This window comes from Streptomyces sp. NBC_01571 (genome assembly GCF_026339875.1).
In the GTDB taxonomy this organism is placed as follows: Bacteria; Actinomycetota; Actinomycetes; order Streptomycetales; family Streptomycetaceae; genus Streptomyces.
In genome coordinates, this window is the sequence record NZ_JAPEPZ010000001.1 from 3,261,462 (window position 1) to 3,273,714 (window position 12,253).

Annotated in this window: 10 protein-coding genes; 1 reads left to right on the forward strand and 9 read right to left on the reverse strand. The window is 70.2% G+C overall.

Features of this window, described 5'->3' with window-relative positions; genetic code table 11:
• Positions 1-10 precede the first annotated feature (10 nt).
• Positions 11-928 (reverse strand): TraR/DksA family transcriptional regulator, encoded by a 918-nt coding sequence (locus OHB41_RS14710; protein WP_266698547.1) that lies wholly within the window; start codon positions 926-928, stop codon positions 11-13.
• 630 nt (positions 929-1,558) lie between these two features.
• Between OHB41_RS14710 and ileS the strand changes: the two genes are divergently transcribed.
• Positions 1,559-4,696 (forward strand): isoleucine--tRNA ligase, encoded by a 3,138-nt coding sequence (ileS, locus tag OHB41_RS14715; protein ID WP_266698548.1) that lies wholly within the window; start codon positions 1,559-1,561, stop codon positions 4,694-4,696.
• Between the two features lie 342 nt (positions 4,697-5,038).
• Here ileS and OHB41_RS14720 read toward each other — a convergent pair whose 3' ends face one another.
• The 8 genes from OHB41_RS14720 to murG form a co-directional block, all read right to left on the reverse strand.
• Positions 5,039-6,256, reverse strand: a complete 1,218-nt coding sequence (locus OHB41_RS14720) for a DivIVA domain-containing protein (RefSeq protein WP_266698550.1) — start codon at positions 6,254-6,256, stop codon at positions 5,039-5,041.
• 46 nt (positions 6,257-6,302) lie between these two features.
• Positions 6,303-6,587: a YggT family protein gene (locus OHB41_RS14725; RefSeq protein ID WP_028803186.1), complete on the reverse strand. Its 285-nt coding sequence runs from the start codon at positions 6,585-6,587 to the stop codon at positions 6,303-6,305.
• A gap of 51 nt (positions 6,588-6,638) precedes the next feature.
• A complete protein-coding gene (locus tag OHB41_RS14730; RefSeq protein ID WP_148014095.1) occupies positions 6,639-7,280 on the reverse strand; it encodes a cell division protein SepF in 642 nt (213 codons plus the stop codon).
• A gap of 129 nt (positions 7,281-7,409) precedes the next feature.
• On the reverse strand, positions 7,410-8,129 hold the full coding sequence (locus OHB41_RS14735; RefSeq protein WP_266698552.1) for a YggS family pyridoxal phosphate-dependent enzyme: 720 nt from the start codon (positions 8,127-8,129) through the stop codon (positions 7,410-7,412).
• 6 nt (positions 8,130-8,135) lie between these two features.
• Positions 8,136-8,873, reverse strand: coding sequence for a peptidoglycan editing factor PgeF (gene pgeF / locus OHB41_RS14740; RefSeq protein WP_266698553.1), 738 nt, complete (start codon positions 8,871-8,873; stop codon positions 8,136-8,138).
• The gene (gene ftsZ, locus OHB41_RS14745) at positions 8,870-10,063 is read right to left on the reverse strand and encodes a cell division protein FtsZ (RefSeq protein WP_266698554.1); all 1,194 of its coding nucleotides are present in this window, start codon (positions 10,061-10,063) and stop codon (positions 8,870-8,872) included. The genes pgeF and ftsZ overlap by 4 nt, the downstream gene beginning before the upstream one ends.
• Before the next feature lie 275 nt (positions 10,064-10,338).
• On the reverse strand, positions 10,339-11,133 hold the full coding sequence (locus OHB41_RS14750) for a cell division protein FtsQ/DivIB (RefSeq protein WP_266698555.1): 795 nt from the start codon (positions 11,131-11,133) through the stop codon (positions 10,339-10,341).
• Positions 11,134-11,158: 25 nt separating this feature from the next.
• Positions 11,159-12,250, reverse strand: coding sequence for an undecaprenyldiphospho-muramoylpentapeptide beta-N-acetylglucosaminyltransferase (murG, locus tag OHB41_RS14755; protein ID WP_266698556.1), 1,092 nt, complete (start codon positions 12,248-12,250; stop codon positions 11,159-11,161).
• Positions 12,251-12,253 lie beyond the last annotated feature (3 nt).

The following is a 12,253-nucleotide window of genomic DNA, read 5'->3' on the forward strand; positions in this document are numbered from 1 at the left end:
ACGCCGTTCATTACCGGCGTTCCTGCTTCTGCTTGCATTCGACGCACAGGGTGGCGCGCGGGAAGGCCTGCATCCGGGCCTTGCCGATGGGATCGCCACAGTTCTCGCAGAGCCCGTACGTGCCCGCGTCGAGCTTCTCCAGAGCGCGCTCGGTCTGGACGAGCATCTCGCGCGCGTTGGCCGCCAGCGCCATCTCCGACTCGCGGGTGATGTTCTTCGTGCCGGTGTCCGCCTGGTCGTCGCCCGCGCCGTCCCCGGAGTCGCGCATCAGGCCCGCGAGCGACTCCTCCGAGGACGTGATCTCGGTGCTCAGCCGCAGCGCCTCGGACTGGAGCTCCGCGCGTGCGTCCGCGACCTCCTGCGGGGTCCAGGGGTCCTCACCCGGGCGCACCGCGAGCTCGCCGGGCTCCACCGCGGAGATCCGCGCCTTGGGGAGCGCGGTGGGCTTCCCGGCCGCCGTGGCCGTGCCAGGGGTCTTCTTCGCAACCACCGTCGGGGCTCCCGTCGTCTTCGCGGCCCGGGCCGCGTCCTCGGCCGCGGAAGCGGCCGTCTTCTTCGTCCTGCTCGCGTTCTTCGTCGCCGTACCGGTGCTCTTCTTCGCCGCACCGGTGGCCTTCTTGGCCGTACCGCTGCTCTTCCCCGCCGCGCTCCTGGCGGCCCGCTTCGGTGCGCCCTTCGCGGTGGCGTCCGCAGCCGGTCCCGGTTCCTCCGGCACGGACTTCTCGGCCACCGCCCTCTTGGTGGCCGTCTTCTCGGCGACGGTCTTCTTGGTGCCCGTTCTCCCGGCGGCCGTGCTCACCGGCGCGATACCGCTCCCGTGCTCCGCCGGCGCTCTCTGTGCGCTCTTCTTGCCGCTCACGTCCTTGGCCGCCGGACCCGTGGATCTTCCGGACGCCGACTGCTGTACGGCGGTCTTTTTCGCCACCATGGCCGCGGCCCCTTCACATATTGTGATCTTGCGCGCAAATCGCTCTGGGACGATAAATCGACTTCCGGCCCGCGGCAACGGGGCACGCCCACCTTCCGGCCGCCCCGCAGGTCCCGCCTGACGAGCCTGCATGCGTTGTGCCCAGCTCCCCGCCGGGTAATCCGCCGGGCCCGGCGTCCCGGAACACGGACCACGGTGCCTCCCCATTCGGGTCAGCCGGGCCGCCACCGAGGCACCCCGGCCCGCACCGGCCGCCGACTCCGGAAAACCGGTCGGCCGCCGTGCGCGCGGCGCCGTACACTGGGCGCAGCGAGAAGCGTGGATGGGGACGAGTAGCGGCGTACGCGGCCAGGAGCGACCCGGGGACGGTGGAAGCCCGGGGGCGAGCGCGACGCGAAGATCACCCCGGAGCCGCCGGAAGAAAGCCGTGGCCGACAGGCAGCGGCCGGTAGACCCGGCATCGCGACCCCAATGAGGGGGCTCACCGGCGCACAGCACGCACCGGGGAGCCAAGGAGGGTGGTACCGCGGGAGCACGCCGCACACGGCGTCCGCAGCAGCTACTGGGCAGCGGCACGGGCTCTCGTCCCTCCGGACGGAAGGCAGAAAGTCCGCCGGAGGAAGCTCGCTGATGACAACGCCGACGTACCGCCAGGTGCCCGCCCAGGTCGACCTGCCCGCCCTCGAGCACGCCGTGCTCGATTTCTGGCGCGAGCAGAAGATCTTCGCCAAGAGCCTCGAGCAGTCCGAGGGACGCCCCGAATGGGTGTTCTACGAGGGCCCGCCCACCGCGAACGGCATGCCGGGAGCGCACCACATCGAGGCGCGCGTCTTCAAGGACGTCTTCCCGCGCTTCCGGACCATGCGCGGCTATCACGTGGCCCGCAAGGCCGGCTGGGACTGCCACGGCCTGCCGGTGGAGCTGGCCGTGGAGAAGGAGCTCGGTTTCACGGGCAAGCAGGACATCGAGGCGTACGGCATCGCCGAGTTCAACGCCAGGTGCCGCGAGTCCGTGACCCGTCACACCGACGCCTTCACCGACCTCACGAACCGCATGGGCTACTGGGTCGACCTGGACGACGCGTACCGCACGATGGACCCCGAGTACGTGGAGTCCGTGTGGTGGTCGCTGAAGGAGATCTTCAACAAGGGTCTGCTGGTCCAGGACTACCGCGTCGCCCCGTGGTGCCCCCGCGACGAGACGGGCCTGTCGGACCACGAGCTGGCGCAGGGCTACGAGACGATCGTCGACCCGTCCGTGTACGTCCGTTTCCCGCTCACCTCCGGTCCGCTGGCCGGCGAGGCCGCGCTCCTGGTGTGGACGACGACCCCGTGGACGCTGGTCTCCAACACCGCGGTCGCCGCGCACCCCACGGTCACCTACGTGGTCGCGACGAACGGCGAGGAGAAGCTCGTCGTCGCCGAGCCTCTCGTCGAGAAGGCGCTCGGCGAGGGCTGGGAGACCACGGGTGAGACCTTCACGGGTGCCGAGATGGAGCGCTGGACGTATCAGCGTCCGTTCGAGCTGGTGGAGTTCACCGAGCCCGCCCACTACGTGGTGAACGCGGAGTACGTGACGACCGAGGACGGTACGGGCCTGGTCCACCAGTCCCCCGCCTTCGGTGAGGACGACCTCAAGGTCTGCCGCGCGTACGGACTGCCGGTGGTGAACCCGGTCCGCCCGAACGGCACCTTCGAGGAGGACGTTCCGCTCGTCGGCGGCGTCTTCTTCAAGAAGGCGGACGAAAAGCTCACCGAGGACCTCCAGGACCGCGGGCTGCTCTTCAAGCACGTCCCGTACGAGCACAGCTACCCGCACTGCTGGCGCTGCCACACCGCGCTCCTCTACTACGCGCAGCCGTCCTGGTACATCCGCACCACCGCCGTCAAGGACCGTCTCCTCGAGGAGAACGAGAAGACCAACTGGTTCCCGGAGTCGGTCAAGCACGGCCGCTTCGGCGACTGGCTGAACAACAACATCGACTGGGCGCTGTCCCGCAGCCGCTACTGGGGCACCCCGCTCCCGCTGTGGCGCTGCGAGAACGACCACCTCACCTGCGTCGGCTCCCGCGCGGAGCTGACCGAGCTGACCGGCACCGACCAGTCGGAGCTGGACCCGCACCGCCCGTACATCGACGCCGTCACCTTCACCTGCCCGCAGTGCGAGGCGACGGCGACCCGCGTCCCCGAGGTCATCGACGCCTGGTACGACTCGGGCTCGATGCCGTTCGCGCAGTGGGGCTACCCGTACAAGAACAAGGAGATCTTCGAGAGCCGCTACCCGGCGCAGTTCATCTCGGAGGCCATCGACCAGACGCGCGGCTGGTTCTACACGATGATGGCGGTCGGCACGCTCGTCTTCGACAAGTCGTCCTACGAGAACGTGGTGTGCCTGGGCCACATCCTCGCCGAGGACGGCCGCAAGATGTCCAAGCACCTGGGCAACATCCTGCAGCCGATCCCGCTGATGGACCAGCACGGCGCCGACGCGGTGCGCTGGTTCATGGCGGCCGGCGGCTCCCCCTGGGCGGCCCGCCGCGTCGGTCACGGCACCATCCAGGAGGTCGTCCGCAAGACCCTCCTGACCTACTGGAACACGGTCGCCTTCCAGGCCCTGTACGCCCGCACCTCCGGCTGGGCGCCCAGCGAGGCGGACCCGGCCCCGGCCGACCGCCCGGTCCTCGACCGCTGGCTCCTCTCCGAACTGCACGCCCTCACCGACCAGGTGACCCAGGCACTGGAGAGCTACGACACCCAGCGCGCCGGCAAGCTCCTCTCGGCGTTCGTCGACGACCTGTCGAACTGGTACGTGCGCCGCTCGCGCCGTCGCTTCTGGCAGGGCGACAAGGCCGCGCTGCGCACCCTGCACGAGGTCGTCGAGACCGTGACCCGCCTGATGGCCCCGCTGACCCCGTTCATCACCGAGCGGGTCTGGCAGGACCTGATCGCGCCGGTCACGCCGGACGCCCCCGAGTCCGTGCACCTGTCGTCGTGGCCGGAGGCGGACCTGTCCGCCATCGACCCCGGGCTTTCGCGGCAGATGGTGCTGGTCCGCCGTCTGGTCGAGCTCGGCCGCGCCACCCGCGCGGAGTCGGGCGTCAAGACCCGCCAGCCGCTGTCCCGTGCGCTGATCGCGGCGACCGGCTTCGACTCGCTCGACCCCGAACTGCACGCGCAGATCACGGAGGAGCTGAACGTCAGCGGCCTCGCCTCGCTCTCCGAGGTGGGCGGCTCGCTGGTCGACACCACGGCCAAGGCGAACTTCCGCGCGCTCGGCAAGCGCTTCGGCAAGGGCGTCCAGGCCGTCGCGAAGGCGATCGCCGAGACGGACGCGGCGGCCCTCTCCCTCGCCCTGCGCGAGGGCACGGCCGCGGTGCTGGTCGACGGCGACACGGTCACCCTGGCTCCGGACGAGGTCATCATCACGGAAACCCCGCGCGAGGGCTGGTCGGTGGCCTCCGACTCCGGCGCCACGGTCGCCCTCGACCTGGAGATCACCGAGGAACTGCGGCAGGCGGGCCTCGCCCGCGACGCGATCCGCCTCATCCAGGAGGCCCGCAAGAACAGCGGCCTCGACGTGGCCGACCGGATCGCGCTGCGCTGGACGTCCACCGACCCGGCCGTCATCGCGGCCCTGTCCGAGCACTCCGACCTCATCGCCGACGAGGTCCTCGCCACGGACTTCGCCCAGGGCCAGGCCGACGACACCTACGGCGCGCCGTTCACCGACGAGTCCCTGTCGCTGACCTTCCGCCTGCACAAGGCGTAGCACCGGGCGGCGGGGCGGTTCCCCGCCCCGCCGCCCCCACCCGTCCCACCCCCGCTCGGGGGCCGCTCCCCAGTGCCGGACGGGCTGAAGATGCGGGCAGCGCCTCGCAGAAGCGCCGGAAACTGCGCGTCCGGCCTCCACCGCCCCGCAGCCGAAGTACGCCGAAGGCCGGGGCCCGCCAAAGATCTTGGTGGGCCCCGGCCTTCGGCGTTGTGTATCCCGTACAGGTGCCCCAGGAGAACCGCACGCCCATCCGAAACAGCACGGCAAAAGGGCGGAGCCCCGGAAAGATCCGGGGCTCCGCCCTGAACGCTGCCGACGCCTAAGGCGTACAGGAGGCCGTCAGTTGTCGTCCTCGTCGATGAGGAACCCGCGCATCGGCGAGGGCGCCTGCTGCATCGGCGACGGGCCCTGGGGCCGCACCGGAGCCATCGGCTGGGTCATCGCCGGAGACATCTGCTGCTGCCCGCCGTAGGAGGGCGCCGCCGGTGCCGGAGCACCGCCCATGCCCTGGCCACCGCCGTACGACGGGGCGCTCGCGCCGGCCGGAGCCATCGAGGGCGCCGAGGGCGAAGGCAGGGAGGGAGCGGCCGGGGAACGCGGCGGGGCGAGCGAGTCGTCCGCCTGCGTCTCCAACTGGCGCAGCTGCGACTCCAGGTAGGACTTCAGACGTGTGCGGTACTCGCGCTCGAAGCCGCGCAGGTCCTCGACCTTGCGCTCCAGCGTGGCGCGGGCGGACTCCAGGGAGCCCATCGCGACGCGGTGCTTCTCCTGCGCGTCCCGCTCCAGCGCGTCGGCCTTGGCACGGGCGTCGCGCTCCAGACCCTCGGCGCGGCTGCGGGCCTCGCCGACGATCTTGTTGGCCTCGGAACGGGCTTCGGCGATCGCCTGGTCGGCGGTCTGCTGGGCCAGCGAGAGCACCCGGGCGGCACTGTCGCCACCGGGACCCTGGCCGGGCTGTCCCATCTGCGGTCCGTGACCGCCCATGGGGCCACCCATGGGTCCGCCCATCGGGCCACCCATCTGCTGCTGCATCTGCTGCTGCATCTGGCCGGGCATCTGCTGCTGCATCTGCTGGCCGGGGCCCTGGCCCATGGGGCCCTGACCCATCGGACCCTGACCCATGGGGCCCTGACCCATCGGACCCTGGCCCATGGGGCCCTGGCCCTGCTGGCCGCCCTGGGCACTGGGGCCCGCGGGCAGCTGCGGCGCACCGCTCGGCAGCTGGGGCGGACCACCCATGGGGCCACCCATCTGCTGCTGCGGCGGACCCGATATGCCGGCGGGCACGGGAGCGCCCGGACCGCGCATGCCCTGCGGCGGCCCCTGCTGCTGGTCCTGCTGCTCGGGCGGCTTGCGCATGCCCTGCTGCTGGTTCTGCGCGGCCGCGCGCGTGGCAGCGGCCAGCTTGGCGCGCAGGTCCTCGTTCTCGCGGAGCAGGCGAGTCAGTTCGGCTTCGACCTCGTCGAGGAAGGCATCGACCTCGTCCTCGTCATAGCCTTCTCGGAGGCGGACGGTCGTGAACTGCTTGTTCCGCACGTCCTCGGGGGTCAACGGCATCTCTTCACCTCAACGTAGTCGTCGGCATTCGGCAAGACCGTATCGTTCACAGCCGGCTCACGACGGAGATCAGGATGTAGACGATGATCATCAGTACGAAGAAGGACAGGTCGAGCGCCACGCCCCCGAGACGCAGCGGCGGAATGAACCGCCGCAGAAGCTTGAGCGGTGGATCGGTGACAGTGTAAGTGGCCTCGAGAACGACCACCATCGCCTTGCCGGGTTGCCATGAGCGGGCGAACTGGAAGACGTAGTCCATGACCAACCGGAAGATCAGCACGATGAGGAAACACATCAGCGCGATGTAGAGAACCTGCCCAACCACGCTCATGATCCGTGCTTCCCTCTCCCCTGTTTCCCTGCGTTGTTCCGGTCCAGCGTCTCAGCTCTGGTTGAAGAACCCGCCCTCTGCGATGCGGGCCTTGTCCTCCGCCGTGACATCGACGTTAGCAGGCGACAACAGGAACACCTTCTGCGTCACCCGCTCGATGCTGCCGTGGAGACCAAACACCAAACCGGCCGCAAAGTCGACAAGTCGCTTCGCATCTGTGTCATCCATCTCAGTCAGATTCATGATCACCGGGGTGCCCTCACGGAAGTGTTCCCCGATGGTACGGGCCTCGTTGTACGTCCGCGGGTGAAGTGTGGTGATCCGGTACGGCTCTCGTTCCGACACGACCTTGGGCATGATCACCGGTGCGTTCTTCTCCAGGCTCGCGCGTTCTTGTGTGATGGATGCCACGGGCGCGATGCGCGCCGGACGGCCTGATTCCGCAGAGAGCGAAGCGGAATGCGGCACCGGCTCGCGCTGCGCGGGAGGCTGCACCACTCGTACCGATTCGTCCCGTTGGGACTGGTGCGCCTGATGTGACTGGTGCGGCGGCTCATGCCGCCGGCGGTCCCGCTCTGGCTCCGGATCAAGCTCGGGCTCGAACTCGTCATCGGGGTCGAATCCCCTGCCGTCGTACCCATCGTCCTCCACGAGGCCGAGGTAGACCGCCATCTTGCGCATCGCGCCGGCCATGCTCTGAGTCCTCCGCTCTGTGGTGGATCGGCTGACGAATAGCCAAGTGCCCGCGATCCACGAGGTCGTTATGCCCGCCTGTGGCGGTAATGACCATATTTTCTGCTGTGGTCCGACTTCTTGGCGACGTTACCCGAGCCCGGGTCGGACTCCGAGTACCGCCGTACCGACGCGCACATGTGTCGCTCCGGCCGCCACGGCCTGCTCGAGGTCCGCACTCATCCCTGCGGACACCATGTTCGCAGCCGGATGCGTGCGGCGCATAGCAGTCGACAAATCCATCAGTCGCGCGAACGCGTCCTGCGGACGCCCCGCGTACGGCCCGGTGAGGGGCGCGACGGTCATCAGACCGTCGAGCCGGAGCCCGGGAGCCCCCTCGACGAGGTCGGCCAACTCCTCGACACCGCCCACCCCCACGCCGCCCCGCTCGCCCCGGCCGCTCTCCTCCGCGTCCAGTGCGACCTGCAGGAGACAGCCCACCTCGCGCTCCACCCGCACCGCCTCCTTCGACAGGGCGGTGACGAGCCGGGAACGGTCGACGGACTGCACCACGTCCGCGTAACCGACCACCGAACGCACCTTGTTGGTCTGCAACTGACCGACGAAGTGCCAGGAGAGGGGCAGATCGGAACAGGCGGCGGCCTTGGGGGCCGCGTCCTGGTCCCGGTTCTCGGCGACGTGGCGCACGCCGAGCTCCGACAGGATCCGCACATCGCTCGCGGGGTAGGTCTTGGTGACCACGATCAGGGTCACCTCTTCGCGCTTGCGCCCGGCGGCCGTGCACGCCGCCGCGATGCGCTCTTCCACTTTCGCCAGATTTCCGGCGAGTTGCACCTTACGGTCCGTCATGCCCCATCAGTCCAGCCAGACATAGCCCGCGAGCCGCCCGGTGGTGCGGTCCCGTCGGTACGAGAAGTGGTCCTTCGACTCCAGCGTGCACGCCGGCGACTGCTGCCGGTCGCGCACCCCGAGCCGCTCCAGTTGCGCGTGCACTCCGGCGGTCACGTCGACCGCGGGAGTGCCCCAACTGGTCTCGGCGTACGCCGCCGGCTCGACGGCGGCGACTTCGGCGCGCATCCCGTCCGGCACTTCGTAGCACCTTCCGCAGACCGCGGGTCCGGTGCGGGCGACGATCCTTGCGGGCTCGGCGCCGAGTTCCACCATGGCCCGTACGGCGGCGGGGACGACCCCCGCGACCATGCCGGGCCGCCCCGCGTGGGCGGCCGCCGCGATCCCGGCGACGGGATCGGCGAGCAGGACCGGCGTGCAGTCCGCGGTGAGGACGGCGAGAGCGAGCCCCCGCCGCGCGGTGACGACCGCGTCGACGGACGGGATCTCCGAGGAGCCCCACGGTGCGTCGACGACCGCCACGTCCGGCCCGTGCACCTGGTTCATCCAGACGACCCGGGCCGGGTCCAGCCCGAGAGAACTCGCGGCCAGTTCCCGATTGGTCCGTACGGCGCCGGGGTCGTCGCCGACCGCTCCGCCGAGGTTGAGCTCCTCGTACGGAACGGCGCTCACCCCGCCCCACCGGTCGGTGAAGGCGAAGTGCGCGCCGCTCACGGTGCTCGTCTCGGAGCGCTGTCCTATCACTTGAGGAAGTCCGGCACGTCCAGCTCTTCGGCCGCGCTGTCCGAGTAGGTGCGGGACGGCGGGACCGGCGGCGCCACCTGGATCTCGCTGACCGGCTCCGGAGCGGGCTCCGGTGCCTCCTTCGGCGTGACGCTGCCGAGCGATCCGAAGGACGGACGGCTCTCGGGGGCCCGCACCGGCGCGGGCTCCTCGCGCTGCTTGGCCGCGGTGGAGCCGAGGACGGTGTCCCGCTTGGCCGGCGGCTGGCCGCCGTCGAAGCCGGCGGCGATGACGGTGACCCGCACCTCGTCGCCGAGCGCGTCGTCGATGACCGCTCCGAAGATGATGTTGGCCTCGGGGTGCGCGGCCTCGCTGACCAACTGGGCGGCTTCGTTGATCTCGAACAGGCCGAGGTCGGAGCCACCGGAGATGGAGAGCAGGACGCCGCGGGCGCCGTCGATGGAGGCCTCCAGGAGCGGCGAGGAGATCGCCATCTCCGCGGCCGCCACGGCGCGGTCGTCGCCGCGGGCCGAGCCGATGCCCATGAGCGCGGAACCCGCCTCGGACATCACGGACTTGACGTCGGCGAAGTCGAGGTTGATCAGACCGGGCGTGGTGATGAGGTCGGTGATGCCCTGGACACCGGAGAGCAGGACCTGGTCCGCCGACTTGAACGCGTCGAGGACCGAGACCTGGCGGTCCGAGATGGACAGCAGCCGGTCGTTCGGGATGACGATGAGGGTGTCGACCTCTTCGCGGAGTTCGGCGATGCCGTCCTCCGCCTGGTTGGCGCGGCGCCGTCCCTCGAAGGTGAACGGGCGGGTGACCACGCCGATGGTCAGGGCGCCCAGCGAGCGGGCGATGTTGGCCACGACGGGGGCGCCGCCGGTGCCGGTGCCGCCGCCTTCGCCGGCCGTCACGAAGACCATGTCGGCCCCCTTGAGGACCTCCTCGATCTCCTCGCGGTGATCCTCGGCCGCCTTCCGGCCGACGGCCGGGTTGGCTCCGGCGCCGAGTCCGCGGGTGAGTTCGCGGCCGACGTCGAGTTTGACGTCGGCGTCGCTCATCAACAGAGCTTGCGCGTCCGTGTTGATGGCGATGAACTCGACGCCCTTGAGACCGACCTCGATCATCCGGTTGATGGCATTGACACCACCGCCGCCGACACCGATGACTTTGATGACTGCGAGGTAGTTCTGCGGTGCTGCCACGTCGAAGGCCTCTCGCCTCGAGTTACGTGTCGTCGCCTCGCACGCTCGCGATCCGACGACTGATGCCGAATGGGACGGTCCGAACGCCGACCCGAACCCTAACGCTGAAGTTTAGGGTTACCAGTGTGTCTGTTCCTTGGACTCTTCCGAACAGGACACTAAGTCGACAAGTGGCGCACGTTCAACGAACACGCCGAACCTCCCGTTTTTCTTTTCACCCTATGTGATCAGCCGTAGCGCTGCCCAACCAGGGTGCTGGCCTGCGCGGATGTGCGTCAACTACCGGCTGACGAGGGGGCGGTGGGGACGCTCACGTCGAAGTGCCGGGCCTTCGGAGCTGCTTTCATGAGAGCGGTGAGTGTCCGCGCCTTCGCGCGGCCCTTCTCGCCGCTCCCCCACTCGACGTCACGGCCGTCGCTCAGTTCCAGCGAGATGGAGTCGTACGAGCGGACCTTGACGGTCCGGGTGGCACGGGCCACGGCGGGCGGAATGTCCCCGGCGACCCGAACCGCCTCGCGCACCAGCCGGTCGGCGGGGAAGCGGCGCAGGGCGGCCGAGCGGGACGGCGTCAATTCGAGCAGGGCCACGTTCTTCGGAGCCCGCGAAACCGTCGCGAAACGCACGCCCTTGGCGTCCACTTCGACGTACTTGCCCCTCTTTCCCGGTTGCTCCATCACCAGGACAGGGGTGCGTTCGGTCACTTTCAGCCCGATTCCGTGCGGCCAGGAACGGACGACGTCGACCGAGTCGATCCGCGGCAGTCTCCGCAGCAGCCGCGCCTCCACGGCGTCGGTGTCGACGGAGACCAGCGGCGTACCCTCCGGCACCTCGGCCGCCTCGCGCACCTGCCGCGCCGTCAGCACCCGGGTCCCGGAGACCGAGAGCCTCTCGACCCGCAGCCACTGCGAGCCGTACAGCAGCCAGACCACACCGCCGCCGACCAACACCATCGCGACCAAAAGGACGATGAGCACACGAAGGCGGCGAAGCCGCACCGGACGGGGCGGCCGGGGCGGGCCGGACTTCAGCTTCTGCCGTTCACCGCGCTCGGCGGTCGTCGGTCCGGCCACGCTCCCTGCCTTCCCTCACATGTGCCTAGTGGTGGCGTGAGGCGATCGCCTCGTACACCATGCCGACGAGCAGGTCGTCGGCGTCCCGGCGCCCGAACTCGCTGGCGGCGCGGGACATCTCGTACAGCCGGTGCGGGTCGGCGAGCACGGGCAGCACGTTCTGCTGCACCCACTGGGGCGTCAGTTCCGCGTCGTCGACCAGCAGTCCGCCGCCGGCCTTGACCACCGGCTGGGCGTTGAGCCGCTGTTCGCCGTTGCCGATGGGCAGCGGGACGTAGGCGGCCGGGAGCCCGACGGCGGAGAGTTCGGCGACGGTCATCGCGCCCGCGCGGCAGAGCATCATGTCGGCCGCGGCGTACGCGAGGTCCATCCGGTCCACGTACGGTACCGGGATGTACGGAGGCATCCCGGGCATCTGGTGCACCTGCGGCAGTTCGTTCTTCGGTCCGACCGCGTGCAGGATCTGGATGCCGGCCTGCTGGAGGTACGGGGCGGCCTGCTGGACGACCTCGTTGAGGCGCCGGGCACCCTGCGATCCACCGGAGACCAGCAGCGTCGGCAGGTTCGGGTCGAGACCGAACGCGGCGCGGGCCTCGGGGCGTACGGCGGCCCGGTCGAGGGTGGCGATGGAGCGGCGCAGCGGGATGCCGATGTAGCGGGCGCCGCGCAGCTTGTTGTCGGGCGTCGAGACGGCGACCTGCGCCGCGTACCGCGAGCCGATCTTGTTGGCGAGACCCGGCCTGGCGTTCGCCTCGTGGATGACGATCGGTACGCCGAGGCGCTTGGCCGCGAGGTAGGCGGGCAGCGCGACATAGCCGCCGAACCCGACGACCGCGTCCGCCTTGGTGCGCTCCAGGATCTGCTCGGCCGCCTTGATCGTGCCGCGCAGCCGTCCGGGGACGGTGATCAGCTCGGGGGTGGGCTTGCGCGGCAGCGGAACGGCGGGGATCAGCGCGAGTTCGTATCCCCGCTCGGGTACGAGCCGGGTCTCGAGTCCGCGTTCCGTGCCCAGGGCCGTGATCCCCACGGTCGGGTCCTGCCTGCGCAGGGCGTCCGCGAGGGCGAGCGCGGGCTCGATGTGGCCGGCGGTCCCCCCGCCGGCGAGTACGACATGCACCGA

Coding starts and splice junctions, on each gene's coding strand:
- OHB41_RS14710 (WP_266698547.1), bottom strand. CDS start 928: ATGGTGGCGAAAAAGACCGCCGTACAGCAGTCGGCGTCCGGAAGATCC.
- ileS (WP_266698548.1), top strand. CDS start 1,559: ATGACAACGCCGACGTACCGCCAGGTGCCCGCCCAGGTCGACCTGCCC.
- OHB41_RS14720 (WP_266698550.1), bottom strand. CDS start 6,256: ATGCCGTTGACCCCCGAGGACGTGCGGAACAAGCAGTTCACGACCGTC.
- OHB41_RS14725 (WP_028803186.1), bottom strand. CDS start 6,587: ATGAGCGTGGTTGGGCAGGTTCTCTACATCGCGCTGATGTGTTTCCTC.
- OHB41_RS14730 (WP_148014095.1), bottom strand. CDS start 7,280: ATGGCCGGCGCGATGCGCAAGATGGCGGTCTACCTCGGCCTCGTGGAG.
- OHB41_RS14735 (WP_266698552.1), bottom strand. CDS start 8,129: ATGACGGACCGTAAGGTGCAACTCGCCGGAAATCTGGCGAAAGTGGAA.